At 70.6% G+C, this 26,880-nt stretch carries 29 protein-coding genes; 15 read left to right on the top strand and 14 right to left on the bottom strand.

The window, feature by feature from the left end; all coding sequences use genetic code 11:
* Nucleotides 1-36: 36 nt before the first annotated feature.
* A complete protein-coding gene (locus ABGB18_RS21610) occupies nt 37-498 on the bottom strand; it encodes an RDD family protein (protein ID WP_347697361.1) in 462 nt (153 codons plus the stop codon).
* Nucleotides 499-575: 77 nt separating this feature from the next.
* Here ABGB18_RS21610 and ABGB18_RS21605 point away from each other — a divergent pair, with 77 nt between their 5' ends.
* Nucleotides 576-1,634 (top strand): hypothetical protein, encoded by a 1,059-nt coding sequence (locus ABGB18_RS21605; protein WP_347697360.1) that lies wholly within the window; start codon nt 576-578, stop codon nt 1,632-1,634.
* Between the two features lie 94 nt (nt 1,635-1,728).
* Nucleotides 1,729-3,153, top strand: coding sequence for a type I glutamate--ammonia ligase (gene glnA, locus ABGB18_RS21600; protein ID WP_347697359.1), 1,425 nt, complete (start codon nt 1,729-1,731; stop codon nt 3,151-3,153).
* Nucleotides 3,154-3,627: 474 nt separating this feature from the next.
* On the opposite strand, the gene ABGB18_RS21595 is transcribed toward glnA (ABGB18_RS21600), so the two are convergent.
* From ABGB18_RS21595 to ABGB18_RS21585, 3 genes are all read right to left on the bottom strand, one after another.
* A complete protein-coding gene (locus ABGB18_RS21595) occupies nt 3,628-4,233 on the bottom strand; it encodes a hypothetical protein (RefSeq protein WP_347697358.1) in 606 nt (201 codons plus the stop codon).
* Between the two features lie 397 nt (nt 4,234-4,630).
* Nucleotides 4,631-4,828: a DUF397 domain-containing protein gene (locus ABGB18_RS21590; protein ID WP_347697357.1), complete on the bottom strand. Its 198-nt coding sequence runs from the start codon at nt 4,826-4,828 to the stop codon at nt 4,631-4,633.
* Nucleotides 4,819-5,589 carry a helix-turn-helix transcriptional regulator gene (locus ABGB18_RS21585; protein WP_347697584.1) on the bottom strand — a complete coding sequence of 257 codons (771 nt, stop codon included), beginning with the start codon at nt 5,587-5,589 and terminating at the stop codon, nt 4,819-4,821. Before ABGB18_RS21585 ends, ABGB18_RS21590 begins: the two co-directional genes overlap by 10 nt.
* Nucleotides 5,590-5,922: 333 nt before the next feature.
* Here ABGB18_RS21585 and ABGB18_RS21580 point away from each other — a divergent pair, with 333 nt between their 5' ends.
* Together ABGB18_RS21580 and ABGB18_RS21575 are read left to right on the top strand one after the other, a co-directional pair.
* Entirely contained in the window at nt 5,923-6,210 is a 288-nt protein-coding gene (locus ABGB18_RS21580; RefSeq protein ID WP_347697356.1) for a hypothetical protein, read from the top strand.
* Complete coding sequence (locus ABGB18_RS21575) at nt 6,207-6,659, top strand: ATP-binding protein (RefSeq protein WP_347697355.1); 453 nt, start codon at nt 6,207-6,209, stop codon at nt 6,657-6,659. The genes ABGB18_RS21580 and ABGB18_RS21575 overlap by 4 nt, the downstream gene beginning before the upstream one ends.
* Before the next feature lie 40 nt (nt 6,660-6,699).
* Here the strand turns inward: ABGB18_RS21575 and ABGB18_RS21570 are convergent, their stop codons facing one another.
* Nucleotides 6,700-6,840, bottom strand: a complete 141-nt coding sequence (locus ABGB18_RS21570) for a hypothetical protein (RefSeq protein WP_347697354.1) — start codon at nt 6,838-6,840, stop codon at nt 6,700-6,702.
* Between the two features lie 4 nt (nt 6,841-6,844).
* Nucleotides 6,845-8,095: an MFS transporter gene (locus tag ABGB18_RS21565; protein WP_347697353.1), complete on the bottom strand. Its 1,251-nt coding sequence runs from the start codon at nt 8,093-8,095 to the stop codon at nt 6,845-6,847.
* Nucleotides 8,096-8,178: 83 nt separating this feature from the next.
* Here ABGB18_RS21565 and ABGB18_RS21560 point away from each other — a divergent pair, with 83 nt between their 5' ends.
* Entirely contained in the window at nt 8,179-9,015 is an 837-nt protein-coding gene (locus ABGB18_RS21560; protein WP_347697352.1) for a LysR family transcriptional regulator, read from the top strand.
* Between the two features lie 51 nt (nt 9,016-9,066).
* On the opposite strand, the gene ABGB18_RS21555 is transcribed toward ABGB18_RS21560, so the two are convergent.
* The 3 genes from ABGB18_RS21555 to ABGB18_RS21545 form a co-directional block, all read right to left on the bottom strand.
* On the bottom strand, nt 9,067-10,095 hold the full coding sequence (locus ABGB18_RS21555; protein ID WP_347697351.1) for a hypothetical protein: 1,029 nt from the start codon (nt 10,093-10,095) through the stop codon (nt 9,067-9,069).
* Nucleotides 10,096-10,126: 31 nt separating this feature from the next.
* A complete protein-coding gene (locus ABGB18_RS21550) occupies nt 10,127-13,141 on the bottom strand; it encodes a bifunctional [glutamine synthetase] adenylyltransferase/[glutamine synthetase]-adenylyl-L-tyrosine phosphorylase (RefSeq protein WP_347697350.1) in 3,015 nt (1,004 codons plus the stop codon).
* Nucleotides 13,142-13,227: 86 nt separating this feature from the next.
* Nucleotides 13,228-13,914 (bottom strand): type 1 glutamine amidotransferase, encoded by a 687-nt coding sequence (locus ABGB18_RS21545; protein WP_347697349.1) that lies wholly within the window; start codon nt 13,912-13,914, stop codon nt 13,228-13,230.
* A gap of 123 nt (nt 13,915-14,037) precedes the next feature.
* Here ABGB18_RS21545 and ABGB18_RS21540 point away from each other — a divergent pair, with 123 nt between their 5' ends.
* Nucleotides 14,038-14,895 (top strand): alpha/beta hydrolase, encoded by an 858-nt coding sequence (locus ABGB18_RS21540; RefSeq protein ID WP_347697348.1) that lies wholly within the window; start codon nt 14,038-14,040, stop codon nt 14,893-14,895.
* Between the two features lie 160 nt (nt 14,896-15,055).
* On the opposite strand, the gene ABGB18_RS21535 is transcribed toward ABGB18_RS21540, so the two are convergent.
* Nucleotides 15,056-15,769: a hotdog fold domain-containing protein gene (locus ABGB18_RS21535; protein ID WP_347697347.1), complete on the bottom strand. Its 714-nt coding sequence runs from the start codon at nt 15,767-15,769 to the stop codon at nt 15,056-15,058.
* A 537-nt stretch (nt 15,770-16,306) separates the two neighbouring features.
* Between ABGB18_RS21535 and ABGB18_RS21530 the strand changes: the two genes are divergently transcribed.
* Complete coding sequence (locus ABGB18_RS21530) at nt 16,307-16,918, top strand: AAA family ATPase (protein ID WP_347697346.1); 612 nt, start codon at nt 16,307-16,309, stop codon at nt 16,916-16,918.
* Between the two features lie 102 nt (nt 16,919-17,020).
* Here ABGB18_RS21530 and glnA (ABGB18_RS21525) read toward each other — a convergent pair whose 3' ends face one another.
* A complete protein-coding gene (gene glnA, locus ABGB18_RS21525; protein WP_347697345.1) occupies nt 17,021-18,382 on the bottom strand; it encodes a type I glutamate--ammonia ligase in 1,362 nt (453 codons plus the stop codon).
* A gap of 154 nt (nt 18,383-18,536) precedes the next feature.
* Here glnA (ABGB18_RS21525) and ABGB18_RS21520 point away from each other — a divergent pair, with 154 nt between their 5' ends.
* Nucleotides 18,537-19,082, top strand: coding sequence for a hypothetical protein (locus ABGB18_RS21520; RefSeq protein WP_347697344.1), 546 nt, complete (start codon nt 18,537-18,539; stop codon nt 19,080-19,082).
* A gap of 8 nt (nt 19,083-19,090) precedes the next feature.
* Nucleotides 19,091-20,071, top strand: coding sequence for a terpene synthase family protein (locus ABGB18_RS21515; protein ID WP_347697343.1), 981 nt, complete (start codon nt 19,091-19,093; stop codon nt 20,069-20,071).
* Nucleotides 20,072-20,144: 73 nt separating this feature from the next.
* Here ABGB18_RS21515 and ABGB18_RS21510 read toward each other — a convergent pair whose 3' ends face one another.
* A complete protein-coding gene (locus ABGB18_RS21510) occupies nt 20,145-21,107 on the bottom strand; it encodes a DUF5937 family protein (RefSeq protein ID WP_347697342.1) in 963 nt (320 codons plus the stop codon).
* 59 nt (nt 21,108-21,166) lie between these two features.
* Here ABGB18_RS21510 and ABGB18_RS21505 point away from each other — a divergent pair, with 59 nt between their 5' ends.
* The 4 genes from ABGB18_RS21505 to ABGB18_RS21490 all read left to right on the top strand — a co-directional run bounded on the left by ABGB18_RS21505 (nt 21,167) and on the right by ABGB18_RS21490 (nt 25,351).
* Entirely contained in the window at nt 21,167-22,360 is a 1,194-nt protein-coding gene (locus tag ABGB18_RS21505) for an MFS transporter (RefSeq protein WP_347697341.1), read from the top strand.
* A 92-nt stretch (nt 22,361-22,452) separates the two neighbouring features.
* Nucleotides 22,453-24,231 carry an NAD+ synthase gene (locus ABGB18_RS21500; RefSeq protein ID WP_347697340.1) on the top strand — a complete coding sequence of 593 codons (1,779 nt, stop codon included), beginning with the start codon at nt 22,453-22,455 and terminating at the stop codon, nt 24,229-24,231.
* A complete protein-coding gene (locus tag ABGB18_RS21495; protein WP_347697339.1) occupies nt 24,228-24,929 on the top strand; it encodes a GNAT family N-acetyltransferase in 702 nt (233 codons plus the stop codon). The genes ABGB18_RS21500 and ABGB18_RS21495 overlap by 4 nt, the downstream gene beginning before the upstream one ends.
* A gap of 59 nt (nt 24,930-24,988) precedes the next feature.
* Nucleotides 24,989-25,351, top strand: coding sequence for a MerR family transcriptional regulator (locus ABGB18_RS21490; RefSeq protein WP_347697338.1), 363 nt, complete (start codon nt 24,989-24,991; stop codon nt 25,349-25,351).
* 76 nt (nt 25,352-25,427) lie between these two features.
* Here ABGB18_RS21490 and ABGB18_RS21485 read toward each other — a convergent pair whose 3' ends face one another.
* Entirely contained in the window at nt 25,428-25,691 is a 264-nt protein-coding gene (locus ABGB18_RS21485) for a hypothetical protein (protein WP_347697337.1), read from the bottom strand.
* 18 nt (nt 25,692-25,709) lie between these two features.
* Here ABGB18_RS21485 and ABGB18_RS21480 point away from each other — a divergent pair, with 18 nt between their 5' ends.
* Complete coding sequence (locus tag ABGB18_RS21480) at nt 25,710-25,892, top strand: hypothetical protein (RefSeq protein ID WP_347697336.1); 183 nt, start codon at nt 25,710-25,712, stop codon at nt 25,890-25,892.
* Nucleotides 25,893-25,932: 40 nt separating this feature from the next.
* Complete coding sequence (locus ABGB18_RS21475) at nt 25,933-26,121, top strand: hypothetical protein (RefSeq protein WP_347697335.1); 189 nt, start codon at nt 25,933-25,935, stop codon at nt 26,119-26,121.
* A 151-nt stretch (nt 26,122-26,272) separates the two neighbouring features.
* On the opposite strand, the gene ABGB18_RS21470 is transcribed toward ABGB18_RS21475, so the two are convergent.
* Nucleotides 26,273-26,875: a TetR/AcrR family transcriptional regulator gene (locus ABGB18_RS21470; RefSeq protein WP_347697334.1), complete on the bottom strand. Its 603-nt coding sequence runs from the start codon at nt 26,873-26,875 to the stop codon at nt 26,273-26,275.
* Nucleotides 26,876-26,880 lie beyond the last annotated feature (5 nt).

Raw genomic sequence — 26,880 nt, 5'->3', positions numbered from 1 at the left:
TTTGAACCCGGTACGGTTTTCTTGGCTACGAACCGCCTACATCCGGACGACCATCGTGTTGGACACGCGGTCGTGGACCCCTCGATGGTCGCGATCGAAGATCAGCGCGGGCACGGCCAGGCACAGCAGCACGGTGCGCACCACCACGGGCAGCAGCCGCGGGTCGCCGCCGTCCATCGCCGCGACCCTGATCCCCATCAGCCTGTGCCCGAAGGTCTGCCCGATGAACGCCACCAGGATCAGGTATTGAAGGGCGAAGATGAGGACCGGCGCCCACGGCGCCTCGGCCGGATTGAGCCCCAGCAGCAACTGCGCGATGGCCCACGTGCAGATCATCCAGTCGATGACCAGCGCGCCGATCCTGCGCCCCCACCGGGCGATCGACCCGCTGCCGTCCTGGGGCAGCCCCAGTCGCTCGCCGGGGTAGCCGAGGTCGACTCCGGCGGACCGGAGCCCGCCCAGCCAGGTCTGCGTCCACCGAGGCTCGTTGCCGCTCATACCCTCCACGGTAGCCGCCCGCCCGGCCGGTCCCCATCGTGACCCAACCGCGTCACAGGAACGCCATCATGTACGCCATGCCACACGGGGACGACCTTGATGCGCGCTTCAACGAGCTCGTCGCGCAGATCGACACCGACGAGCAGCGCAAGATGCGGGCCGCGGCGAAGAAGGGGGCCAGGGAGAGGCCCGAGCGCTCCGGCACCGTGCCCGGCCCACCCTCGTACGCCTTCCCGGAGCCGGCCGGGAGGCCGCGCCGGGCGAGGCGGGCCTGGATCGCGATGGTGACGATCACGGCGGTGGTCGCCGCCTCGGGTGTGCTCGTCACGTACCGGCCCGACCTGCTCGCCCCCTCGGGCCCCGTACCGGAAGAGACGATGCCTGTCATGGGCGCTCCGCTGCCCGATGAGCCGACGGAGGCGGCGGCCGCACCGCCGGACACGGCGGCCGGCCCCTTCGCGGGGACCCCGGCGCAGGACTGGCCGGAGGGCGCGGCCGGTTTCGCCATGCCCGAGGCCAAGGCGCTCGGCGGGCTGTCGAAGAAGGACGTGGCCAAGGGGTTGGAGGAGACGCGCAAGCTGCTGGCCGCCGCCTACCTCGACAAGAAGACGCTGCTCGGCGGCAAGCCGGACGCCTTCTACCGCCTGCTCCAACCTGGCCAGCGCCGCTGGTTCCGCGACGAGCTGGACGACAGGGAGGAGTCCACCCGTGGCCTGGTGAACAGCTTCGCTCCCAGGACCGCCGAACTCACCACCGGCGTGATCAAGGTCAAGGGCCGCGTCACGCTGGGCACGTTCAAGGACGACAACGGAACACGCGGCGTCAAGGTGAAGCTGAACCACCTGATCGTCTACGCGGTCAACCGGCCGGGCCGGCCGCAGACCGGCATCAGGGTGGTCACCCACGCCCTCGGCGAGGTGTGGCTCTACCGCGGCTCCGACGGGGTCACCGCCTGGGTGCAGCGGTTCGGCGCGAGCGCGACACCCGCACGTTGCGATATCACGGACGGCTTCATCCACCCGTACTATGACGATTCGCCGCAGGACAAAGTGGCGCCCACCGGCCCCGCCGAGGACCCCTACGACCTGGATGTTCAGGAGGACACGGACGGCTGCCAGGCAGCCCAGAGCGCCTGACGCTGCGTAACACGTGCGAAACAATCGAGACACCATCCGGAAACGGCCGCGCCCTAGCGTCGCAATGATGGCCAGTCCCCAGGGAGGTTCGAGAGTGTTCAACTCCGCCGACGACGTCCTGAAGTTCATCAGTGACGAAGGGGTGCAGTTCGTCGATGTCAGGTTCACCGACCTGCCGGGGACGACGCACCACTTCACCTTCCCGGTTGAAAACTTCAGCGCGAGCGTCTTCACCGACGGACTCATGTTCGACGGCTCGTCGATCCGCGGTTTCCAGGCGATCCACGAGTCCGACATGCTTCTGCTGCCCGACCCGAGCACCGCGGTGGTGGACCCGTTCCGCCAACACAAGACGCTCAATCTCAACTTCTTCGTGCACGATCCGCTGACCGGCGAGGCCTACAGCCGCGACCCGCGCAACGTCGGGCGCAAGGCCGAGGAATATCTCCGGGGCACGGGCATCGCCGACACGGTCTACTTCGGGCCCGAGGCCGAGTTCTACATCTTCGACGACGTACGCTTCGAGACGAAGCCGCACGCCGGCTTCTACTACATCGACTCCGTCGAGGGCGCCTGGAACACCGGCAAGGCCGACGAGGGCGGCAACCTCGGCTACAAGCCGCGCTACAAGGGCGGCTACTTCCCGGTCCCGCCCATGGACCACTTCACCGACCTGCGCTCGGAGATGGTCCGCAACCTCATCGAGTGCGGCATCGACGTCGAGATGCAGCACCACGAGGTCGGCACGGCCGGTCAGGCGGAGATCGACTTCAAGTTCGGCACGCTGCTCAGGACGGCCGACAACCTGATGCTGTACAAGTACATCATCAAGAGCACGGCCCTCGAATACGGGCACACGGTCACGTTCATGCCCAAGCCGCTCTTCGGTGACAACGGCTCTGGCATGCACTGCCACCAGTCGCTCTGGAAGGACGGCTCGCCGCTCTTCTACGACGAGGTCGGCTACGCGGGCCTGTCCGACACGGCCCGCTACTACATCGGCGGCCTGCTCCGGCACGCGCCGTCGCTGCTGGCCTTCACCAACCCGACGGTCAACTCCTACCACCGCCTGGTCCCCGGCTACGAGGCCCCGGTCAACCTGGTCTACTCCCAGCGCAACCGCTCGGCCTGCGTCCGCATCCCGATCACGGGTTCCAACCCGAAGGCCAAGCGCATCGAGTTCCGCGTGCCGGACCCGTCGTGCAACCCGTACTTCGCCTTCTCGGCGATGCTGATGGCGGGCATCGACGGCATCCGCAACAAGATCGAGCCGCCGGAGCCCGTCGACAAGGACCTCTACGAGCTCCCGCCGGAGGAGGCCCGCAACATCCCGCAGGTGCCCGGCTCACTGCCCGAGGTGCTCGCGGCGCTGGAGGAGGACCACGACTACCTGCTCGAAGGCGGCGTGTTCACGCCCGACCTGATCGAGACGTGGGTGTCGTACAAGCGGGAGTTCGAGGTCGACCCGATCCGGCTGCGGCCGCATCCGCACGAGTTCGAGCTCTACTACGACGTGTGACGGCCGGGATTTCTCACCTTGGCGATCTTCCGGAGAACGGGCGCCGAGCTGGGAAAACCTTGTCGTTAGTTGTCGTTGTTCGTGGTTGCTGAGCAACGTCAGCCGGAACAGAACGGCCCGGCACCGTAAATCGGTGCCGGGCCGTCTGCGCTGATAGGGGCGACGATGGCGCCTGCGCTATCGTCAGCTCGCCGCAGGCTCTGCGTGGTGATCGTTCTCCCCGTCCGCCACGAGCCGCTTGAGCTGAGCGTTGATCCCACTCGGCGGCGCCGTCACCCGCCGCTTGAGCATGGGCGGCTGATCTCGACCGCTGGTCTATGCCGAGCCTTTCTGGCGGCATGACGCAGTCGGTCTTCGAGACCCGACGCAGACGACACCACCAGCAGTTGCTGAACCCCTTCATCAGCCCCGTGATCACAGCGGTGACCACACCCCCAAATCCGGAAGGTCGCCGTCGCCGTGCCGGCCTCGTGGTCAGGGCACAAGGATGTTGATCATGACGCCGATCGGGATCGACGCAGCCAAGCCCAGCACGAAGAACATCCACTGCTGGCGCCGCTCAGCACGAATGGTCGCCTTCGTCTCGCCGATGAGAATCTGCCGGATCTTCTCGGCCTGGCCCTCGTTCACTTCCAGGAGGCGCTGCTGCTCCTCGGCCTGGGCTATGAGCGATTCACGGGCAGCCTGCTGCGCCTCCAGATCGCGCCGCAAGTCCTCCATCAGCGTGGTGGCTTCGGAGAATGCGCCTTTGATCTGCTCGACACGACGGTTGAGGATCTGGCCAGGATCTTCGCGGACCTGAGCGAGTCGCGCCCGTGTCTCTCTCCTGTACGCCCAGATGCTGATGGACGACAGGGCGACGCATGAGATAGCGAGCGGCCACACAATGTTCCATTCCATCTCATCTATCGATGTGCCAGTGGCTAAGGGTCCAAGTGTGCCGATCACCATGGTCGCGGTGAAGGCTGCCGAGGCTATGAGGGCGATCGTGATGACAGTTCGGCGGATCCTCGCAACTGTGTTATCGGCCATGACCTGATTGTGGTTGATGAAGAACGGGACTGTGCGGGGTATGCGCATGATTTCATGATCGCTAAGACACGGTCATAATCGAGCTCTCGACTATGAGAGCTCGACACGACGATGATCTATCTACACACGGCGAATCAACTGGAAAGAGATCCTTCTCAGTTGGTGGCGTCGGCGCTGGAGTGACAGCGCGACCGTCAAGTACATGGGCGAGGTAGACAAGCCAGATCAGGGCCGGCAATGGGGCGCATCACGGGATCTCGCACGTGGTGGCGCTGGTGGTGGCCTACTGACGTCAGAAGGTTGCCGAGGCCGCTCAACTCGTGAGCGAACGCGGAGAGGACCGCGCGCACCGCGCCGAGCAACGGGAAGCCACAAAGCTTCACAACGACCGCTTCGCCCCCGCCGCTGGGCAGCTCGGTCACGATTCGCCCGCTGCAGGTCCCGGTCAGTCGAATTCGCCGGCCCTGACGCCGCTGACGAACGCCTTCCACTCAAGGGAGGTGAAGAGCAGGTTGGGGCCATCAGGGACCTTGCTGTCACGAACAGCGACCACCCCAGGAAGATTCATCGCAACCTCCACACACTGGCCACCATTTCCTGATGAGTACGACGACTTCCGCCACACAGCGCCACTCAAGTCCATGCTCTTCTCGCTTCCTCGATCATCCTGAGGGATTCGCGCTCAGGATATGCCCAGAGCCGGATGGCCTCATAGCGCTCCCAAATCGCGGCCACGATACCGGGGGCCGCGGTGATCTGCGCCTGAGCCGGGGCATCGGAGCTAATGACATCGGGCTGCCCGTCCGGGAGTTTCGCGATCATGAAAGGGCCGGCCAGGCCGGGGAGGCAATCCGGGTCGACGACCTGGATGAACACGGAGGGATGCGCCGCGAACTCCAGTAGGCGATCGAGTTGTTCACGCATCGCCTCCGGGCCGCCGACCCGCCGCCGCAACACTCCGGCGTCGAACAAGACAGAAATCAGAGGCGGTTCGCTCCGGCGGAGGATGCGCTGCCTGCGCATCCGGGCCTCCACCCGCTGCTCCACCTCGTCGGGAGTGGCTCGGGGTTCCATGCTAAAGATGTGGCGGGCATACGCCTCGGTCTGGAGGAGCCCGGGGATGAGCAGGGGATCCCACGAGCGTAGGACGAGGAGGCTGGGCTCGATCTCCTCGGCCCAGTTCCGGAACCAGGACGGGCTGCCCGGCTGGGCGACGATGCGCTCATAGAGCCGGGCGAAGGAGACACTCCCGGACGCGCCGAAGAGCAGGTCCAGCCGCTCGGCGTCGGACCGCGACGGCGTACGGGTCGCCTTCTCCAATCTGCTCACCTGCGTCTGTGTGCATCCAAGCCGGGCCGCCACCGCGGCCTGAGACAACTCCGCAACCTCCCGAAGCCGCCGCATCTCCGCGCCGAAGCCTACGCGAGGAGACTCCGGATCGAGAGACGACACAACATCCATTGCATTTCCCCTCTTATTGGAGAAAAACGGAAATCCCCTCAGGGCCGATGACACCTTTAAACCACAGCTGACCAATGGCTGTCATTAGCCGTGCTGTCTTGGCCTCAACAATCGGTCGCCTGCCGCGACATCGAGAAGGCACGCTGAACGCACCTTCTTTTCCAGCGGCAGACACAGAAGCCTGCCCACCAAGTTCGTCGGCCGAGCGCGAATAACCCGACATCGTTATTCAGCGGTCCGGCCGTAGCTTCGGGAAAGCAGCCGGGAGGCGAGAGCATGACAGCCCGCGAAGAGTACGAGAGATTCGATCACCTCACCCGCCTGGGCTGGGACCTGCACGGTCTGGGCATCGGCATCTCACTGGTCGTCCCCGTGACCGGCAGACCGGTCCTGGAGATGCTCGCCCAAAACGGCACAAGGGTCCACATCACCGTCATCCGCCGTTACTGCGGCTGGGTGTTCACCTGGCGACCCCGATGGGCGCGGCTGCGGCGGCGCGACAAATGGGTGGTGGCCCACGCGGACAATGCCGCCGCCATCATCGCGGCGGAGGTGAACGCATGAGAGGGAAGCTTCGCCTCGACGATACCGAACCGGAAGTCACGAAAGCACCGCATATTACCGAGCTCAAGGAATTCCCGGCGACGGAGATATCCGTCTCCGCGGCCCGCGACTGGGCGCGGTCCCTGCTGTCACTCGATGCCCCTCCACCTGTCCTCGACGACACCCTCCTCCTGCTCAGCGAAGTCGTCACCAACGCCATCACCCACTCCGACTCCGGCCGCACCCGCGCCGGCGAGGTGACGGTCCGGATCACCCGCATGGGAACGACCGTCCGGGTGGAGGTGATCGACGCCGGCTCATCCACTAGCGCTCCCGCCATACGCACCCCCACCCTCGACGACGACACCGGCCGTGGCCTGTGGCTGGTGGACATGCTCGCCGACGCATGGGGATTCGAACACGGCGAGAACGGTGCATCAGTTTGGTTCCGGCTGACCGGACGCGAGTGAACCGACGGTGTCAGGAGAGATCGGCCCGGCCAGTACCGGCTCACACCTTCGTGAACTCGGACCGGGGTGCGGAGAAGATCACTTCCTTGGCGGGCGGGTGCTCGGTCTCGCCGGCGAAGGTCAGGTACGTCTCGTCGCCCATCGCATGCCGGACCTCCACATATGCCGAGATTTTGGCCACCGCATCAGACGGGGACGGCGGCGCGGGCACGGCGGGCCGCCAGGGCGTAGCCGAAGCAGGTCAGGGCCGCCAGTACGGCCGCCACGAGCAGGGGGCGGCCGACGACGCCCATGACCGCCACCCCGAGGGTGGCGCCGACCTGGCGGAAGGCGTTGAGCACGCCGCCCGCGGTGCCCGCCGTGCCGGGCGGCGCGCTGTTGACCATGCCCGCCATCAGCGCGGGCAGCACGAACGACAATCCGAAGCCCATCACCACCAGCCACGGCGCCAGCGGTTCGGTGAGGGCGAGGCCGGCCAGGCCGGCCGTGATCAGGGCGAGGCCGCCGAGGATGGGCGGGCGAGGGCCGTAGCGGGCCACCAGGCGGCCGGTGAGCAGCGGGTTCACCGTCATCGGGAGGGTGAGGGGCAGGAAGGCCAGCCCGGCGGCCATCGGGGTCAGATGGAGGGTGTCCTGGAGGAGGAGGGTGAGGACGAACAGGGCACCGGAGAAGGCGAAGTTCGCCACCGTACCGGCGAGCAACTCCGGCCACGTGGCGGCGAGCAGGCCGCCGGGCAGGGCCGGGGCGTGGCTGCGGCGCTCCACGAGGACCAGCGCGGCGAGGGTGACCAGGGCCGCCAGGGCGGCCACCGGCGCGGCCTCGATCAGGGCCTCGGCGACCAGGCCGAGGAACGCGCAGGCCAGAGCCTGCACCTGCCAGTCGATCCGGCGCTCGCCGTGCGGCGAGCGGACCGCGCGCATGACCAGCAGGCTGACCAGCGCGATGGGCGGGTTGATCAGGAAGACGGCACGCCAGCCGAACAGGTCCACCAGCAGGCCGCCGAGGAGAGGACCGGCCGCGAGGGCGGCGCCGGTGATGGCCGCCCACAGCCCGGTGGCGCGGGCCCGGTCGGCGGGTACGGGGAAGAGCTCGGCGAGCAGGCCGAGCGAGCCGCCCGTGCAGAGCGCGCCCGCCACGCCGAGCAGGGCGCGCAGCCCGATCAGCACGCCGAGCTGCGGCGCCGCGGCGCTCAGCAGCGAGATCACGCCGAAGGCGGCCACGCCGACCTTGAAGATGCGGGCCGCGCCGTATCTGTCGGCCACCGCTCCCCCGGTGAGCAGGGCGGCGGCGAAGGCGACCGTGTAGGCGTTCACGGCCCACTGCTGCCCGGCCAGCGAGCCGCCGAGTGACGCTCGCAGATCGGGCAGCGCGATGGTCAGCACGGTCGTGTCGAGGATCACCAGGAAGTAGGCGAGGGAGAAGCCGAACATTCGCATGCGTCACAGCCTGCGGAAACCCGGTATGTCACTCAACAGGCTCAGCCGCAGGGGGCGTTCGGGAAAACCGTATGCTGTCACGCATGGAATTGCGGCAGTTGCAGGGCTTTGTCGCGGTGGCGGCGGCCGGCACCGTCACCGGAGCCGCCAACGCCCTCGGCCTCGCCCCGGCCTCGGTGTCGGAGCAGGTGCGGCGGCTGGAGCGCAGCCTCGGCGTGGCGCTGTTCGAGCGCACCCCGCAGGGCATGCGCCTGACCGGCGCGGGCACCACGTTGCTGGCGCGGGCGCGGGGCCTGCTCGACCACGCGGACGAGGTACGGCGCGCGGTGACGGGCGGGCGCCGCCGGGTGCGGATCGGCGCGCTGGAGATGCTGGCCGCGGTCAGGCTGCCCGCCGTGCTCCGCCGCCTGTCGGCCCGCCGCCCCGACCTGGACGTGGACGTGTGCCCGCTGACCAGGCAGTCGTTGCTGGCCGGGGTGGCCGGCGGCACGCTGGACGCGGGGCTGCTGCTGGACATGGGCGAGCGGGTCGGCGGCCTGGGGTTCAGCCCGCCGGCCGACGTGGACCACCTGGACGTGGGCGAGGTCAGGCTGTGGCTGGTGGCCGCGCCGGACGGAGCCCGGGAGCCGCTCCTGGTGAGCCCCGACGGCTGCTCGATCCGCCTGGCGGCCGATCAGCTCTTCGGTACGCGGCTGCCGCGCAGGGAGCTGACCAGCATCGCCACCGCCCGCGAGTGGGCCAAGCAGGGGATGGGCAGCGCGCTGCTGCCGGACTTCGCCGTGGACCCCGACCTGGCCTCGGGCGCGCTGGTCCCGCTCGACCCCGGCGCGGGCCGGGCGCCGGGGCTGGCGCTGCGGCTGGTCTGGCTGCGCGGCCGCGAGCCCGCCCTGCGCGACGTCCTGTACGCGATGAGCGCCTGAGCCACGGCAACCCCGTACGCGATGAGCGCCTGACCCGCCGCCCGGGGACGCTCAGCGCCGGGACTTGATGCCGGTGATGCGGCGGAACACGTCCCACCAGAACGGCGCGCCGAACAGCAGCGCCACATACGTCAGCAGGAACCCGGGCCAGTGGCTGAGCGTGCTGATCCGGTCCCACCACAGGCCGCCGTTCCAGTGCACGACCGGGTCGCCCTCCGCCGGGATCGACACGCTCACCAGCGCCTGGTCGAGCATCTTGACCAGGGCGGGCTGGCTGAGCGTCTCGGTGACGCACGGCACCGGGTCACCGCCCGTGCACCGCGCCTTGAGCTCGTCGTACGCGTCCGGCCCCGCCTCCGCCACGGCCATCACCGAGGCCCGGAAGGCGTTGTCCCGCAGCAGCGTCTTGGCGTATTCCAGCCCGTCCATCGTGAACAGCAGCGTCACCGCGACGCCGAGCACGGCCACGACCCACTTGACGTAGCGCTTGTACAGCGACGACAGCCGCTGCATCTCCCCGTCGAACCAGGTCTCGACCCCCTTCCGGAACCGGTCCAGGTCGTGCTGGGCCGTCTCCCAGATGCCCTTGAGGTGACCGTACAGCGGGCTGTCGATCTGCTGGAGTTTGCGCAGGAACGCCTCGATGTCGCCGTTCTCCGCCGCCGCGAGCTCCATCACGGCGACCGCGAAGCGGGCCGGCGGGATGTTGGAGATGCTCGTCCGGCCCCGCTTGGCGTGGTCGATCTCCTGGACCCGCTGGTAGAGCAGTTTGATCATCGAGTCGCCGGTCGCCGTCGCGGGCACCTTGCCGGGCTCGGCGGGCGCGGGCTGATCGCTGTGCCGGGGCCGGGGGTCGCGCAGGAACGGCAGCGCCCTGAACACGTCGAGCACATTGGCCGGTAACCACGACCCGGATTTCTCGTCCGCGCCGTCCATGGTGTCCCTGAGATAGGCCCACAGGAACTTGCTGCGGATGGAGAGCAGCCGCACGAACGCCTCGTTCAGCCCGCTCACCAGCAGCGACAGCAGCAGGAATGACACGACCAGGCCCAGGGCCAGGTCCACGTAAACGGACAGCACGCGCCTTGATACCCCGAAAGCGCTCCGCTGATCAACCCCCGTAGAAAACTCTGTCCACCACCTGCCGTGCGCGGCGGGTCACACGGCGGTAGTCGTTCAGGAAGTCCTCCGAGCCGTCCGGCGGGTAGCCGAGCGCCCGGGCGATCAGCCTGCGCTCGCCGGAATCGCGCGGCACGCTGTCCCCCGGCCGGCCCTTGACCAGCATGATCGCGTCCCTGATGCGGGAGGCGAAGCGCCACGCCTCGGCCAGCACGGGCTCGTCGCCGGAGGAGAGCAGGCCCTCGGCCACGGCCGCGCGCAGTGCCTCCAGCGTGCGCGTGGTGCGCAGGGACGGCAGGGTGCCCGCGTACCGGAGCTGCAGGAGCTGGGCCACCCACTCCACGTCGGACAGCCCGCCCGGGCCCAGCTTGGTGTGCAGGGCGGGGTCGGCGCCGCGCGGCAGGCGCTCGGCCTCCATGCGGGCCTTGAGCCGCCTGATCTCCCTGACCGCCTCGTCGGGCAGGCCGTCGCGCGGGTAGCGCAGCTCGTCCGCCAGCGCGGTGAACTGCCGGCCCAGCTCGGCGTCCCCCGCCGCGAACCTGGCCCGCAGCAGCGCCTGCGCCTCCCACGGCGACGACCAGCGCGCGTAGTAGGCGCGGTAGGAGGCCAGCGTCCGCACCAGCGGCCCCTGCCGGCCCTCGGGCCGCAGGTCGGGGTCGATGGTCAGCGGCGGGTCGGGGGCGGGCAGCGACAGCAGCCGGCGCAGCTCGTTGGCCACGGCGAAGGCGGCGTCGCCGGCCTCGCGCTCATCGACCCCCGGCAGGGGCGAGTGGACGAAGACGACGTCGGCGTCGCTGGCGTAGGAGCATTCCATGCCGCCGAGCCGGCCCATGGCGATGACGGCGAACGAGGTGAGGGACGCGGCCTTGCCGAGGGCGGCCTCGAGGGCCGCCTGGAGGGTCACATCGGTCAACGACGACAGAGCGCCCCCGACGGTCTCAATATCGATAAGTCCGGAAATGTCGGCCACGGCCGTACGGAACAGCTCCCTGCGCCGGATGGCCCGCACGGCCGCGACGGCGTTCTCCGGGGCTCCCGCGTGCCGGTAGACCGCGGCGGAGGCCTCGCCGCGCAGCGACTCCGCCGGGCGTACGGCGAGGTCCTCGTCCGAGCCGAGCAGCGCGACCGCGTCGGGCGCGTGCATCAGCAGGCCGGTCGCGTAGCGGCTGGTGCCGAGCACGCGGGCCATCCTGGCCGCCACCGCCGTCTCGTCGCGCAGCAGCCGCAGGTACCACGGCGTGCTGCCCAGCTTGTCGCTGACCTGGCGGAACCCGAGCAGCGCCGCGTCCGGGTCCGGCGTGTCGGCGAACCAGCCCAGCATGACCGGCAGCAGCGTGCGCTGGATCGCGGCCCGCCTGGACACGCCCGTGGTCAGGCCGGCGAGGTGGCGCAGCGCGCCGGCGGGATCGACGTAGCCGAGCGCCTCCAGCCTCGCCTTGGCCGCCGTGGCCGACAGCCGCGCCTCCGACTCCTGCAGCCGCGACACGGCCTGCAGCAGCGGCCGGTAGAACAGTTTCTCGTGCAGCCGCCGCGCCTCCATCGCGTGCCGCCGCCACCTGGCGGTGAACTCCCCCACCGGGTCCACCTGCATGCCGAGCGACCTGCCCAGCCTGCGCAGGTCGGCCTCGTCGGCGGGCAGGACGTGGGTGCGCCGCAGCCGGTGCAGTTGCAGCAGGTGCTCGACCTGGCGCAGGAACGCGTAGGCCTCCGCCAGCCCGCGGGCGTCGTCACGGCCGACGTAGCCGCCCCGGGAGAGTGCCGCCAGGGCCGGCAGGGTGGCCCGGCGGCGCAGCAGCGGATCGAGCCGGCCGTGCACGAGCTGCAGCAGTTGCACCGCGAACTCGATGTCGCGCAGCCCGCCGGGGCCGAGCTTGAGCTGGCGCTCCCCCTCGGCGCGCACGTGGGCCTCGACCCGGCGGCGCATGGCCTGCACGTCCTCCACGAAGTGCTCGCGGGTGGCCGCCGACCAGACCATGTCGTTGACCGCCTCGACGTAGGCCGCGCCCAGCTCCATGTCGCCGGCCACCGGCCGGGCCTTGAGCAGCGCCTGGAACTCCCACGTCTTGGCCCAGCGCCGGTAGTAGGCCAGGTGGCTGGCGAGCGTCCGCACCAGCGGGCCTGACCTGCCCTCCGGCCGCAGGCCCGCGTCCACCTCCCACAACGAGCCCTCGGGGGTGGTCGTGGTACAGGCCCGCATCGTGGCCTGCGCGAGCTTGGTGGCCGCGCGCAGGGCCTTGGTCTCGTCGGCGCCTTCCTTGGGCTCGGCCACGAAGATCACGTCTACGTCGCTGATGTAGTTGAGCTCCCGGGCGCCGCACTTGCCCATGCCGACGATGGCCAGGCGGACCTCACGGGCGTCGACCTCGGCCCGGGCGATGGCCAGCGCGGCCTCCAGGGCGGCGCCGGCCAGGTCGGACAGCTCGGCGGTGACCTCGCTCAGGGTGGCCTGGCGGGTGAGGTCGCGGGCGGCCACGTGCATCAGCCGGCCCCGGTAGGCGACACGCAGCGCCACCAGCGCGTTGTGGCTGGACAGCGGGGCGTTCCGGGAGGCGTTCTGGCCGTCCGGGCCGTGCGGCGGGTCGGGCTCGGGGCCGGACAGGCGCGGCTCAGGGTCGCCGGGGTCGGCGCCGACCGCGCGCAGCAGCTCCTCCCGCGCGTCGCCCAGCCCGGCGGCGGCCAGCAACTCCACCTGCTCCGGATGGCGCACCAGGTGCTCGCCGAGGGCGTCGCTCACGCCCAGCACGGCCACGAGCCTGGAACTGAGGGCCGGGTCGTCGCGCATGCGATCGAGCACCGCCGGGTCACGCTCGGTCAGACGGGCCAGCGACGCCAGCGCCAGGTCGGGATCCGCCACATCCACCAAGGATGCCAGGATGTCGTCCAGCGGGACACCGGCCTGCCGAACAAGTTGCGCGGACCTGGCGCCGTCGGCGAAGCCCAGCTTGGCGAGTCTCGCGGCGGTGGATTCGATCCTGGGCACGGTTCCATCTTGACAGTACTCAGGCATTTCGCCGTAATACCCAACCCAGCGTCGCGTCCCACCTCCGGACCGTGAGCATGGACGGCCTTGAGGCTCGGCGGCCCCCGGTAGTCTCAGACGCCGCGCCCGCCGCTCCTGACCACGTCCGCGAACGCCTCCGCCACCGGCCGCCACGTCGCGACGAGTGCGCCTTCGGCGGCCTTGACCTGGGTGTTCAACTCCGTGGCCGTCTCCAGGCCGCTCTCCTCGGTCCAGCGGGCGAAGATCTCCGGTGTGGCCTCAGGATGGAACTGGACCGCCCAGGCGCTTTCGCCGAGCCGGTAGGCCTGGTTCTGGTACCGGGTGCCGGTCATCAGCGGCACCGCGCCGTCGGGCAGTCGCGTCATGGCGTCCTGGTGGTACTGGACGGCCACCGCCGTGCCGATCCCCGCCAGCAGCCGGTCGGACGCGGCGGCCGGCAACGCGACCACGTCGCAGGCGCCCACCTCGAGCCCGTTCGCGCCGCGTTCGACCGTGCCGCCGCAGGCCGTGGTCAGCAGTTGCGCCCCCAGGCAGACGGCCAGCGTGGGTGTGCCCTCGGCGACGGCGCGGCGCAGCAGGTCGCGGGTGGCGGGCTGCCACGGGCTGCGCTCGTCCTCCCAGGCGGCCGCCGCCCCGCCGAGCACGATCAGCCCGTCCGCCGCCTGCCCGGGCACCTCCTCGCCCACGTAGGGCCGCACGACGTCGCAGTCCAGCCCGAGCCATTCACCCAAGTACCCGAGCCCGGCCTCAGCCTCATGCTCGATCACCGTAATCCGCATATTGGGCAATTATCCGGACTTTTTCCACAAACCACACCCTCAACCGGCACCCCATGAGGCTCCCCGGGACGGCGGGGACCGGGCACATACCGCACAGGGCCGTTTGTCTCTAAGCTCCGCCCTATGAGCTACAACGTCGAGGACGTGGACGGGCTGCGCGTCGCCACGTTCGGGTCGGGCCCACGGGTGATCATCGCCGTGCACGGCATCACCGCTTCGCTCATGGCCTGGGGAGCGGTGGCCCAGCGGCTGCCCGAGGGATGGTCCCTGGTGGCGCTGGACCTGCGCGGGCGGGGCCACAGCGCGGCACTGCCGGGCCCGTACGGCCTGCCCAGGCACGCCGGGGACGTGCTGCGGGTGGCCGACCACATCGGCGCCGGCCCGGACGTGGTGCTGACCGGCCACTCGATGGGCGCGTACGTGGCGGTCCTGGCGGCGGCACGGCGGGACTTCGCGCGAGTCGTCCTCGTGGACGGCGGCCTCCCGTTCCCGCCGCTGGCCGAGGGCACGGACGCGGAGGAGGCGCTGGAGGCCACGCTGGGACCGGCCCTGGCCCGGCTGCGGCAGACCTTCCCCTCGGCGGAGGCGTACGTCGACTTCTTCAAGGCGCATCCGGCCTTCGCCGGCCACTGGACCGCCGACGTCGAGGCCTACGTCCGCTACGACCTGACGGGCCCCGAGGGCGCGCTGCGGTCGCGCGTGGCCGGCGAGGCGGTGCTGCAGGACGGCCGCTGGATGTATCTGGAGTCCGAGCGCATCGCCACCGCCCTGGCCTCGATCAAGGCGCCGCTGTCGCTGCTGCGGGCCCCGCGCGGCCTCCTCAACCAGGACGTGGGCCTGCTCCCCGACGAACTGGTGCTCCCCTGGGCCGCCCGCCTCCCGGGACTGACCGACGAGATGGTGCCCGACTGCAACCACTACACCGTCCTGTTCGACGACCGCTGCGCGGCGACCGTCGCGAACCGCCTCACCTGCCCTTGAACCACCGCGCCGGCGCGGGCCCGGCGAGCGGCGGCGCACCTGGCCTTCGCCGTGGCCGGGCCGGCGGGGATGCGACGGCGCGACATCACGGCCTGACACGACGAACGGCCCTCCGAGCGGTTCCGCTCGGAGGGCCGTTCGCGCGGCTTCGCGGCCGGGGTCAGCGTGGAGCGATCCAGGTGGCGCGGGCGGTCGCGACCGGGGTGCCGTCCATCTCGTAGATGGCGCTCTGGCCGAACATCTTGCGCCCGTCGCGGCCGGTGGGGCGGGCCACGACGGAGTATTGCCCGCCGGGGCGGACCGGGCCGTCGATCCGGATGGCGAGGCGGCCGAGCAGGGCGGTCTCACCCGGGCCGAAATGGGCCCAGCCGGTGATGCAGTCGAGCACCGCACCGACGATCGAGGCGGGCACGCCCTCCTCGCCCGTCACCGTGAACGGCACCCGCCACCCGGCCGCCACCAGGTCCGTGCCCGCCACCCGGCCGGGGAAGATGCGCAGGCCGTCACCGGGCTCGCGCAGGCCGCACGCGAAGCACTCGGCGAACGGGTGCATCCGCAGGCCGACGAACCCGGCCTCGGCGCGGGCCGCGTCGTTGAACGGCACGAACCCCGGCCCCTCCAGGTCCTCGGCCACCGGGATGGCCTCGACCAGCAGCTTGTCGCCGTGCGAGAGGGAGACGGAGTTGGCCAGGTGGTCCAGCCGGAGCTCGGTCTCCAGAGGTGTGGGCGCGTGAAGGGTGACCTCGACGGCTGATCTGCCACCGTTCAGAGCCTCCGCCATGGTGCCCGCGATCCAGCCGCCGTTGGCGACCCCCACGGGACCCCGGAAACGCTCGGGAACGGTCAACACGGTCTGCAGGGCAGCCGTCGTCATGCCACACCCTCCCATATCGCCCACCAGGGCGAAGTCCATAAATATCGTAAAGAGCAGACCAATTTTACTAGACCCCCGTTCACCGAACGGGGCTGGGGGTCTTGGCGCTGCCCGACACAACTGCTCGTAACGCCTCGAAGGGGTCCGGAACTTCCCGCCCTCACGGCGGCCCGCCCGACGCACGGTAGGGGCCGTACGTGGCGCGGGGGTGACCCGGGAGCCAAGAAGCAACGAAAAATCGGCCTCACTCCACCGGGAGTGAGGCCGATCAAGGCGTTGGCAGTACCCTATCCCGGGTTTCCCGGCCCCGTGACCAATACCCCGATTTCAACGGGGCCCGTGCCGCACACTGAGCGACATGGACCGGCTGACCCCCCGGGGAGCGCCGCCCGGCCGCATCCGATCCCCGATCCCGCACGAATCCCTTCCCAGAACCGCGCGCATTGCCGGAACCTCGGGGAGGCTGGAGGGCGTGCGCCCCTATGCTGGCGGCGCGGACAGGGCACGAGAACGGGGTGAGCGCCTGTGCAGGAGGCGATGTTGCGGTACCCGCCGGGTTCCCTGGTCATCCTGACCGGGTTACCGGGCGCGGGGAAGACCACTCTGCTCCAGCGCCTGTACGGGCTGCACGGCGCCGAGAGCCTGCCCGTCACCATGGGCAGGGTCGTGGTCATCGACTCCGTCCAGTCCCGGCACCACTGGGACGGCCGGCTCCCCTGGGCCCCCACCCCGGTGCGCCGTGCCGTCGTCTTCGCCACCCACGTGAGCCGCATCCGCCAGGCCCTGCTCCTCGGCCACTCGGTCGTCGCGCACAACCGGGGCTGCAGCACATATGTGCTCAGGGGGTTCGCCTGGCTGGCCCGCAGGCATCGGGTGAGCTTCCACCTCCTGCTGCTGGACACGCCGCCGCAGGTGGCGCTGGCCGGGCAGCAGGCACGGGGCCGGGTGGTGGCGCCCCGGACCTTCGCCCGCCACCAGCGCCGGTGGCGGAGCCTGGTGGCCCGGGTGCGGGACGGCGACCCGGCCCCGGCCAGCGGCGCGCAGATCGTCGATCGGACCCAGGCCGATCTGGTGGCGGCCATCGTGTTCGACGGCGTCCACGCGACCGGCATCCGCCCCGGGGCAGGCAACGACTCCCCACCTCAATGAATGTCGAATCCGGCGGGCACCGTTCGTGTGAGGGGTGAGCAGCGCGGGGGCTGCCGATCGAGGTAGGCGAGTTCCACGGCTGAGACCCCGGCCGCGCGCCGCTCAGAGGATGGGCAGGTAGCGGCCGAGCTCGAACTCGGTGACGGTGCGGCGGTAGTCGCGCCACTCCGCCCGCTTGTTGCGCAGGAAGAAGTCGAAGACGTGCTCCCCGAGCGTCTCGGCCACCAGCTCGCTCCGCTCCATGACCGCGATGGCCTCGTCCAGCGATCCCGGCAGCGGCTGGATCCCGAGGGCCCGCCGCTCGGCGCTGGTCAGCGTCCACACGTTGTCCTCGGCGGCGGCGGGCAGCTCGTAGCTCTCCTCGATGCCCTTCAGCCCGGCGGCCAGGATCAGCGCGAAGGCCAGGTAGGGGTTGCAGGCCGAGTCGAGCGAGCGGAACTCGATGCGCGTCGAGCCGCCCTTGTGCGGCTTGTACATCGGCACCCGGACCAGGGCCGAGCGGTTGTTGTGGCCCCAGCACACGTAGGAGGGCGCCTCGCCGCCCTGCCCGGCGATGGCCTCGGCCCCGCCCCAGAGCCGCTTGTAGGAGTTGACCCACTGGTTGGTGATGGCCGTGATCTCGGCGGCGTGCCTGAGCAGCCCGGCGATGAACGAGCGGCCGACCTTGGACAGCCGGTAGTCGGAACCGGCCTCGTGGAAGGCGTTGCGGTCGCCCTCGAACAGCGACATGTGCGTGTGCATGCCGGACCCGGGGTGCTCGGTGAACGGCTTGGGCATGAACGAGGCCCAGATCCCCTGCTCCAGCGCGACCTCCTTCATGACCAGGCGGAAGGTCATGATGTTGTCGGCCGTGGTCAGGGCGTCGGCGTAACGCAGGTCGATCTCCTGCTGCCCGGGCGCGCCCTCGTGGTGGCTGAACTCGACCGAGATGCCCATCGACTCCAGCATCATGATCGCCTGGCGCCTGAAGTCGTGGCCCGCGCTGTGCGGGGTGTGGTCGAAGTAGCCGCCCGAGTCGATCGGCTCGGGCCGGCCCCCCGGCTCGGGCCGGTTTTTGAGCAGGAAGAACTCGATCTCCGGATGGGTGTAGAAGGTGAAGCCCATGTCGGCGCACTTGGCGAGCGTGCGCTTGAGCACCCAGCGCGGGTCGGCGTGCGAGGGGGAGCCGTCCGGCATGAGGATGTCGCAGAAGATGCGCGCCGCGCCGGGCGTCTCGCTGCGCCACGGCAGGATCTGGAAGGTGCCGGGGTCGGGCTTGGCGAGCATGTCGGACTCGTAGACGCGGGCGAAGCCCTCGATGGCGGAGCCGTCGAAGCCGATGCCCTCGGCGAAGGCTCCCTCCAGCTCGGCGGGGGCGACGGCCACGGACTTGAGGAAGCCGAGCACGTCGGTGAACCAGAGCCGGATGAAGCGGATGTCGCGTTCCTCGAGCGTGCGGAGCACGAACTCCTGCTGGCGGTCCACAGCGTCCCCTCGATTGACTGACAGTACGGGTCATTTATCAGCATGCCGTGCCTGTGTTTCGCACACGTTACGGAGGGCACCGGTGCGAGCCTCGCTGACAAAGGCCCCGCCCCGACTTACTGTGATCACGCAGTCAGTCTCGGGGGAGGCATTGGTGGCTATCGACCTGCTCAATCACAAGCTCGATCGGGCGTTCGACCACATCGACGCGAGCGGCAACGGCGTCGTCGAGCGTGAGGACCTGCTCGGGCTGGGCGCCCGCATCCTGGTGGGTTTCGGGGAGTCCCCCACCTCGGTCACCGGGGCGAGCCTCGTCGACAGCTTCGACGACATCTGGTCCGCTCTGGCCCAGGCGCTCGAACGCGACGGCGACTCCGGCATCGCGCGCCCGGACTTCCGTGCCGGGATGACGGAGGCGTTCGTCACCGGCGACCGGTACGACTCGGTGTTCAGACCGGCCACGCTTGCCGTGGCGGAGCTGTGCGACAGCGACCGGGACGGGCGGATCGGGCCCGGTGAGTTCCGCACGATGCTGTGCGCGTTCGGGGTCGCCTACGACGACGTGGACGAGGCGTTCGACCGGCTCGACCGGTCCGGCAGGGGCACGCTCACGGTGGACGAGCTGGTCCAGGCCGCCTCCGACTACTACCGCGGCGTCGACCCGAACGCCGCCGGCAACTGGCTCTTCGGACCGCTGTGAGTGCGGCCGTGACCACCACCGTGTTCGCCACGGTACGCACAGCGCTACGCAACGTGATGCACTGGAAACCGATGCTGCCGCTGCCGCGCAGGGGCGGCTCGGCGGCTCTGGCGCTGCTGCCGCTCACCGAGCGGGTGCCCGCGATGGCCTCGCCGTGCCGGATGCACCCGTCCGTCTACGCGATCGAGGCCGCGGTCCTCGACTGGGCCAGGCGCACAGGGCTGCGGGCCGACCCCGGCGTCGGCTTCCACCGGATGGCGGGCCGGGCGTTCGCCGAGTTCGACGCGGCCGCCGCGGCGCTGTTCGCGCAGTGGCTCACCTGGCTGTTCCACCTCGACGACGAGCTGGACGAGGGCACCTGCCAGCCGGACATCTTCCGGGGCATGCTGGCCGGCAGCGCCCGGCATCCGCTGGAGGCGGCCTTCGCCGACCTGTGGCGGGTGACGAGCGTCCGGATGAGCGACCGGTGGCGGGCCAGGTTCGCGGTCGGGCTGCGGCGCCAGCACGACGCCTGCCGGGCCGAGGCCGACAACCGGGCCTCGGGGCGGATGCCGACGCTGGAGGAGTATCCGGAGCTGCGCAGGGGCACGGTCGGGCCCTACCTCTACGACCTGGTCGAGCCGTGCCTGCGGGTCGAGGTGCCGGCCTGGGTGGTCGAGTGCGAGCCCTGGCAGCAGCTCGTCAACGCCTGCGGCGACGTCACGGCGTGGTGCAACGACGTGGCCTCGCGGCCCAAGGAGCGCGGCGACGTGCACAACTTCGTCGTGCTCGCGATGCGGCAGCTCGGGCTGGGCGAGCGGGAGGCGACCGCCTGGGTGCTGGACCGGATCGCGGGGCGCTGCCAGGACATGCGGCACGCGGCCAGGCGGCTGCCGCTGGACGACCTCGACCCGAAGACGGCCAGGGACGTCAGCAAGGTGGCCTGCGCCTACCTCGCGGCACCACGCGCCCACCTCGACTGGCTGCTGGAGTCCGACCGCTACGCCTGAGGCCGGACGCGGCCTCTGAGACCGGGTGTCACGCCTGAGGCGCGGCACCGGGTCCGATGCCCGGAGTGGGGCGTCAGGACGCGCCCGCGAGCAGGTCGCCGGCGGGGGTGCGGCGGTAGACGACCTGTTTGCCGAGCCGCATCCCCACCGCGAGCCCGCCGCCGCGCAGCACCCCGAGGTGCTGGCTGACCGCGCCGGGCGTGAGGTCCATGCGCGCGGCCAGGGCGGAGGTGGTGGCGGGCTCGGCCAGGGCGAGCAGGATCCGCGCCCGGCTCCGGCCGATCAGCGCCGCCAGCGCGCCGGGCGCGGGCGGCGGGCCCTGCTCCCACAACGTGCCGACGCCGAGCACGGGATAGATCAGCGTCGACTGGTACGGCTCCGACATCACCGCCACCGACGGCCACCAGAACGCGCTGGGCACCAGCACCAGGCCGTCCCCGTGCAGCCCGCCCGAATGGCACCACGGCCGGTCGATCACCAGGCGCTCCCCGGTCCAGACCACGGCGGGATCCAGCCCGGCGAACAGCCCGCTGGCGCCGCCCTGCGCGAGCTGCCGCGAGCGGCGCAGCACGTCGCGCTCCAGCAGCGCGTACACGCGGGGCCAGAACTCGGCGAAACACGCCTCCCAGTACGTCTCCAGCGTGTCCGCCACCCTGGCCACCCCCACCTCCGGGTCGGCCATGAACCGCTCCAGCACGGCCCGGTCGGTGCCCTTGACGTGGCCGGCCTCCCGGCGGGCCACCTCCGGCGGCGTGCTCCTGACCCGGTCGAGCTCGGCGGCGAAGTCCGGCACCGGCGTGTCGGGCGGCGGGGTGATGAAGTCGGCGAGATAGCCGGCCGGCGGCACGAGCGCGAACAGCTCGGCCAGATCGAGCCCGCCCAGCAGCGGCCGCGCGGCCTTGATCCAGGGCAGGTGGATCGACTGCCTGGCCGGTGTCTGGAGCGTGCGCAGACTGGCCACGAGCTCCCACATCGGCGAGAACGCGAACCGGATGCGCGCCACGTCCTCCGGCCGCAGCACCCACGTGATGGACATGTTTTTAGTCTGCGCTAAATCGTTGGCATAGCCAAACCGTAAATATCAACCTTTGTCGCGTGTCGAGCACTGTCGTTGAGAAGCCGTCCTTCCTCCAGGCCAAGTTCGGCGGCCTGCCCCGCCCCTTCTGGGCCCTGTGGGGCGGCACCTTCGTGAACCGACTGGGCACCATGGTCATGCCCTTCACCGGCGTGTACCTGACCCAGGCCCGCGGCATGTCCCCGACCGCGGCGGGCCTGGCGATGGGCGTGTTCGGCGCGGGCTCGCTGCTGTCGCAACTGCTCGCCGGGATGCTCACCGACCGGATCGGCCGCCGGGCCACGCTGTCGGGCGGCATGCTGGCCACGGCCGCGATCATGCTGGTCCTCGGCTACAGCTCCTCGCTGCCCGCGCTCCTGGCCTCGATGTTCGCCCTCGGCCTGGTCATGGACATCTACCGGCCCGCCTCGAACGCCCTGGTGGCCGACCTGGTCTCGCCCGCGGAGCGGCCCCGCGCGTACGGGCTGCTGTTCTGGGGGGTCAACCTCGGCTACTCCGTGGGCGTGACCGCCGGCGGCTGGCTGGCGGGGCTCGGCTTCATCTGGCTGTTCTGGGTGGACGCGCTGTCCAGCGTCGTGTTCGCGGTGCTGGTCTGGCGGGCGGTGCCCGAGACCAGGCCGGCGGCCAGGGAGTCGGCCGGCGGCTTCGGCATGGTGCTGCGCGACCGGCTGATGATCGGGTTCACGCTGGTGGCGCTGGGCAACGCGCTGGTCTACTCGCAGACGATGACCATGTTGCCGGTGGCGGTGGCCGAGGTCGTGAAGCTGACACCGGGGCAGTTCGGGCTGGCCATGGCGCTGAACGGGGTGCTGATCGTCATCGTCCAGCCGCTGGTGTCGGACTGGCTGGGGCGCCGGGACCACGCGCGTACGTTCGCGGTGGGGCTGGTCGTGCTCGGGCTCGGGTTCGCGATGACCGCGTTCGTCACCGACGTGGTGGGGCTGGCGGCCACGATCGCCGTGTGGACGGCTGGTGAGATCATCACGGCCGGCATCCCGGGCGCGATCGTGGCCGCGCTGGCGCCGCCGGAGCTGCGCGGCCGCTACGCCGGGCTGTTCGGGCTCTCCTGGTCGCTGGCGGCGGTGCTGGCGCCGCTGTTGGGCGGGCCGCTGCTGGAGTCGGGGCCCAAGGTGCTGTGGTTCACGGTGGGCGGGGTGGGCCTGCTGTCGGCGGCGGGCATACTGCTGCTCGGACCGGCGATCCGGCGCCGCTGACCACGGGCCGGGGGGCCTGGTGACGCCGGAGAGGGAGACCGCTCTTTTCGTCTCTTTGACGATAAAAATCTTGTCGTACTAGGCTTGTCAGCGTGGCCCAACTGCGTATAGCCCTGGCACAGACGAACCCGACTGTCGGAGACCTGGCCGCCAACGCGGACATGCTGATCGCGTGGACCCGCGACGCGGCCGAACGCGAGGCCCATCTCGTGGTCTTCACCGAGATGTTCCTGACCGGCTATCCGGTGGAGGACCTCGTGCTGCGCACGTCCTTCGTGGACGCCAGCATCCGCACCCTGGAGGAGGTGGCGCGCAGGCTCGACCGGGAGGGCCTGGGCGACCTGCCGGTGGTGGTCGGCTACGTCGACCGCGCCGGCCTGGCCCCCCGGGTGGGGCAGCCGAAAGGCGCCCCGCTCGACGCGGCGGCGCTGCTGCACAAGGGCGAGGTGGTGACCCGCACGAGCAAGCACCACCTGCCGAACTACGGAGTGTTCGACGAATACCGCTATTTCGTGCGCGGCGACCGGCTGCCGATCTTCCGGCTGCACGGGGTGGACGTGGCGATCGCGGTGTGCGAGGACCTGTGGCAGGAGGGCGGCCCCGTGGCCGTCGTGGGGCAGGCGGGGGCGGGTCTGCTGGTCGTGCCGAACGCCTCGCCGTACGAGAAGGAGAAGGACGACGTCCGCCTGGAGCTGTGCGCGCGCCGGGCGCGCGAGGCGGGGTGCGCGCTCGTCTACGTCAACCAGGTCGGCGGGCAGGACGAGCTGGTCTTCGACGGCGACTCGATCGTGGTGGACGAGTCGGGCGAGCCGGTGGCACGGGCCGGCCAGTTCAAGGAGGAGCTGCTGGTCGTGGACCTGGACCTGCCGGTCTCCGACGCGCCGTCGGGCACGTTCCCGTACGACGCGGGCGACGGCTCCACGATCACCGTCGACCGCCTGGTCCTGTCCGCCACCCCGGTCGAGCCCTATCCCCCGGCGCCCGCGCGGATCGCGGAGCGGCTGGACCCGTCCGCCGAGGTCTACTCGGCCCTGGTGCTCGCGGTCCGCGACTACGTGGCCAAGAACGGCTTCGAGTCGGTCGTGCTGGGCCTGTCGGGCGGGATCGACTCGGCCCTGACCGCCACGATCGCCTCCGACGCGATCGGCCCCTCCCGCGTCAACGTGGTGCTCATGCCCTCCCGCTACTCCTCTGACCACTCGCTGGCCGACGCGGAGGAGCTGGTGCGCAGGCAGGGGGTCAACGCGCGGGTGGTGCCGATCGCGGAGATCGTCAACGCATACGAGAAGGAGATCGACCTGTCGGGCCTGGCCGCCGAGAACCTGCAGGCCAGGGTGCGCGGCATGCTCCTCATGGGGCTGTCCAACGAGCACGGCCACCTGGTGCTGACCACCGGTAACAAGAGCGAGCTGGCCACCGGCTACTCCACCCTCTACGGTGACTCGGCCGGCGGGTTCGCCCCGATCAAGGACGTGCCGAAGACGATGGTGTGGGAGCTGTCCCGGTGGCGCAACGCCCACACGGACCCCTCGTTCCTGCTGCGGGCCGAGGCCCCCATCCCGGAGAACTCCATCGCCAAGGAGCCCAGCGCCGAGCTGCGGCCAGACCAGCGGGACACCGACTCCCTGCCGCCGTACGAGGTCCTGGACCGGCTGCTGGACGACTATGTCGAGAAGGACATGGGCTCCCAGGAGCTCATCGCGGCGGGCCACGACCCGGCGCTGGTGACGCGGGTGATCCGCCTGGTGGACCTGGCCGAGTACAAGCGGCGCCAGTACCCGCCGGGCCCGAAGATCACCCCGAAGAACTTCGGCAGGGACCGCCGCCTGCCGATCACCAACCGCTGGCGCGAGACGACCGGCCGGGCATGAGCGGCGGCCTCCGGGACGTGGACCTGCTGGGCATCGAGATCGGGGTCATCTGGCGGCTGGACGACCGTGACCGACTGCCCGGGCCGGAAGAGATGGTGGTCGGCGTGGCGGCCGACGGCATGACGGCGGCGGTGGGCGCTGGCGTGCCCGGCCCGCTCGCCGCCCGCCTCCTCGATCTCGTCGCCGGGGCCACCCCGTCGGCCCCCGGCCGGCCCCCAGAGGTCCTGGCCCAATGCCGGGCACTGCTGGAGCCGGACCTGGCCGTGTCCGGCGGGCCGAGCTATCTGGTGCACCCGCCGGTCCGGTTCGACGCGCCGGTCGAGGTGCTCCGGTCGGACGACCCGGCGCACGCGCGGCGGGTACGGCCGCTGCGGCCGGGTGTGTGGGAGCCGGAGGAGTGGGAGGTTCTCGTCGGCGGCGGCGCGGGAGCGCCGTGGGCGATGGCGGTGGAGGACGGCCAGGTGGTCGCCATCTGCCACAGCGCGCGGCACACCCCCGCCGGCGCGGAGGCCGGCACCTGGACCTCTCCCCCGTTCCGCGGCCGCGGGTACGCCGCGGCCACCACCGCCGCCTGGGCCGGCCTGCTGCCCGGCACCCACCTGTTCTACAGCACGAGCGCGGACAACCACTCCTCCCAGCGAGTGGCCGCCCGGCTCGGGCTGCGCCCCATCGGCTGGCTCTGGCACCTCACCCGATGACTCCGGCATCATCGGCCCCTTCCCCGGCGTTGTCATCAGCGGAGGAACGGGGGGAGCACATGCGGATCGGCGATCTTGCCCAGGCGACCGGAGTGAACAGGCGGCTGCTGCGTTACTACGAGGAGCAGGGGCTGCTCAGGCCGCTGCGGCTGCCCAACGGCTACCGCGAGTACGACGCCACACACGTCGTCGCGGTCCGCCACATCCGTGCCCTGCTCGCCGCCGGCCTGCCCACGACGGTCATCGGGCGGCTGCTGCACTGCGTCCACGACGACGGCACGCGGATGGTGCCGACGGCCTGCCCCGGCATGGTCGCCAACCTACGCAGGGAGCATCGGCGCATCACCGAGACGATCGAGCGGCTGCGGACGTCGCAGCGGGCCCTCGACACGATGCTGGCCGCCGTCCAGGAGCAGCCGTGACCCGCTGACGTGCTCATTTCCGCCCCATCGAAAGGGTAAGCGGCCGCCAACTTCCTGGAACCCCTGTTTCCGTTGATCAAACGTTGGTCGATCTTTTCCGGCACTGTTTCGAGCCATGTGGAGTCATCAAGAGCCCGCCCCGGATGTCATGCCCGTACAAAGGCACACCAATGCCGTAGACAACCTGATAGAGCCGGCGTTCCGGCAGCGCCGGCTCCATCTCATCGCCCTTGGCCTGCTGGTCTTCCTGGGAGGGCTGGTGGCGACCGTCGCCATTCGGTTTCAGACGGATAAAAGAATCGAAGTTATCGGCATTACCCAGCGAATCGAGGCCGGGCATTCCATTCCCGTCGCCATCATGAGAAAGGCGGAAATATTGCCACCGGCGGGCGCGTTCGTGCCCTGGTCCGAGCGCCGGCACCTCGGCGGGCAGGTCGCCGCCGTCACCCTGCTCCCGGGCACCCTGCTCACCCGGGCCATGACCGTCTCGTCCGTGATCGAGCACATGCCCCGCGGCACGCTGCTCGGCCTGGACCTCTAGGTGTCCTGCCGTACCTGTCGGGGTCGTACCGGCGGAGACCATGCCGGGCCCGCTGCGCGCCTTCGCCGAGCACCAGCCGGCCACGCCGATCGTGGACACCCTGCGCTCGCTGCTGCCGGACCAGCCGATGGGCTCTTCCGGGGTGGTGGCGGCGGGCTGGCTCGGGGGTGCGGTGGTGGTCGCCCCACCGATCGCGGCACTGCTGTTCCGCCGCAGAACCCGGTCGTGACGACCCACCCCCGGCCCGGCCGCGCGGCGGGATCCCTCACCAGCGCGGGCGGGCCCACAGGGCCCCGTGAACGCACGGATCCACGAGACCTGTAGACCTGAGGCTCCGCAGGACGCCTATGGCACCTATGTGCACATTTGCGCCTGAGGACCTATGGAGCCATTCCGGACAAGGCCGCGTCGACGACGCGTTCGGCCAGGTCGGCGGGCAGCTCCCCCTCCGGTCCCCATTTGGTGTGCCAGATCATGGCACCCGACAACAGCGCCATCCCCATCTCGACGTCCAGGTCGGCGCGGAGCTCGCCGGAGGCGACGCCGCGCTCGATCACGGCCCGCATCGCCTCCCTCCGCGGCTCGACGGCGCGCTTCATGAAGCGCTCCATCAGCCGCGGGTAGCGGTCGGCCTCGCTCATCGCGATGTTCATCACGCAGCGGGACCTGGGCTGGCCGGACTCCGCGCGCATCGCGTCGAGCAGGCTGATCAGGTCGTCGCGCACGGACGTGCCGCTGAGCCGCGGCATGGGCGCCTTCAACGTGGCGAGCGCGTCGACGACCAGGTCCTCTTTGTTGGACCAGCGCCGATAGATCGTGGTCTTGCCGACGCCCGCCCTCGACGCGATCGCCTCGATGGACAAGTCGGAGACTCCCATGCCCTCACCGATCAGGTCGAGGGTCGCCTCGATGATCGCCCTCTCGGCCTTCTCGCTGCGCGGACGGCCCGCCGGGCGGGCAGTCCCTGTTTCCTGGATCGTCATCGCGG

The sequence above is a fragment of the Nonomuraea sp. B12E4 genome (assembly GCF_039871825.1).
Lineage (GTDB): Bacteria > Actinomycetota > Actinomycetes > Streptosporangiales > Streptosporangiaceae > Nonomuraea.
This window is presented reverse-complemented; position numbering and strand designations above follow the sequence as displayed.

Coding starts and splice junctions, on each gene's coding strand:
- ABGB18_RS21490 (WP_347697338.1), top strand. CDS start 24,989: ATGCGGATCGGCGATCTTGCCCAGGCGACCGGAGTGAACAGGCGGCTG.
- ABGB18_RS21475 (WP_347697335.1), top strand. CDS start 25,933: ATGCCGGGCCCGCTGCGCGCCTTCGCCGAGCACCAGCCGGCCACGCCG.
- ABGB18_RS21510 (WP_347697342.1), bottom strand. CDS start 21,107: ATGTCCATCACGTGGGTGCTGCGGCCGGAGGACGTGGCGCGCATCCGG.
- ABGB18_RS21595 (WP_347697358.1), bottom strand. CDS start 4,233: ATGCGCATACCCCGCACAGTCCCGTTCTTCATCAACCACAATCAGGTC.
- ABGB18_RS21575 (WP_347697355.1), top strand. CDS start 6,207: ATGAGAGGGAAGCTTCGCCTCGACGATACCGAACCGGAAGTCACGAAA.
- ABGB18_RS21470 (WP_347697334.1), bottom strand. CDS start 26,875: ATGACGATCCAGGAAACAGGGACTGCCCGCCCGGCGGGCCGTCCGCGC.
- ABGB18_RS21580 (WP_347697356.1), top strand. CDS start 5,923: ATGACAGCCCGCGAAGAGTACGAGAGATTCGATCACCTCACCCGCCTG.
- ABGB18_RS21540 (WP_347697348.1), top strand. CDS start 14,038: ATGAGCTACAACGTCGAGGACGTGGACGGGCTGCGCGTCGCCACGTTC.
- ABGB18_RS21480 (WP_347697336.1), top strand. CDS start 25,710: ATGAGAAAGGCGGAAATATTGCCACCGGCGGGCGCGTTCGTGCCCTGG.
- ABGB18_RS21610 (WP_347697361.1), bottom strand. CDS start 498: ATGAGCGGCAACGAGCCTCGGTGGACGCAGACCTGGCTGGGCGGGCTC.
- ABGB18_RS21485 (WP_347697337.1), bottom strand. CDS start 25,691: ATGCCCGGCCTCGATTCGCTGGGTAATGCCGATAACTTCGATTCTTTT.
- ABGB18_RS21550 (WP_347697350.1), bottom strand. CDS start 13,141: ATGCCTGAGTACTGTCAAGATGGAACCGTGCCCAGGATCGAATCCACC.
- ABGB18_RS21565 (WP_347697353.1), bottom strand. CDS start 8,095: ATGCGAATGTTCGGCTTCTCCCTCGCCTACTTCCTGGTGATCCTCGAC.
- ABGB18_RS21545 (WP_347697349.1), bottom strand. CDS start 13,914: ATGCGGATTACGGTGATCGAGCATGAGGCTGAGGCCGGGCTCGGGTAC.
- ABGB18_RS21495 (WP_347697339.1), top strand. CDS start 24,228: ATGAGCGGCGGCCTCCGGGACGTGGACCTGCTGGGCATCGAGATCGGG.
- ABGB18_RS21590 (WP_347697357.1), bottom strand. CDS start 4,828: ATGGACTTGAGTGGCGCTGTGTGGCGGAAGTCGTCGTACTCATCAGGA.
- ABGB18_RS21560 (WP_347697352.1), top strand. CDS start 8,179: ATGGAATTGCGGCAGTTGCAGGGCTTTGTCGCGGTGGCGGCGGCCGGC.
- ABGB18_RS21535 (WP_347697347.1), bottom strand. CDS start 15,769: ATGACGACGGCTGCCCTGCAGACCGTGTTGACCGTTCCCGAGCGTTTC.
- ABGB18_RS21585 (WP_347697584.1), bottom strand. CDS start 5,589: ATGCGGCGGCTTCGGGAGGTTGCGGAGTTGTCTCAGGCCGCGGTGGCG.
- ABGB18_RS21530 (WP_347697346.1), top strand. CDS start 16,307: ATGTTGCGGTACCCGCCGGGTTCCCTGGTCATCCTGACCGGGTTACCG.
- ABGB18_RS21605 (WP_347697360.1), top strand. CDS start 576: ATGCCACACGGGGACGACCTTGATGCGCGCTTCAACGAGCTCGTCGCG.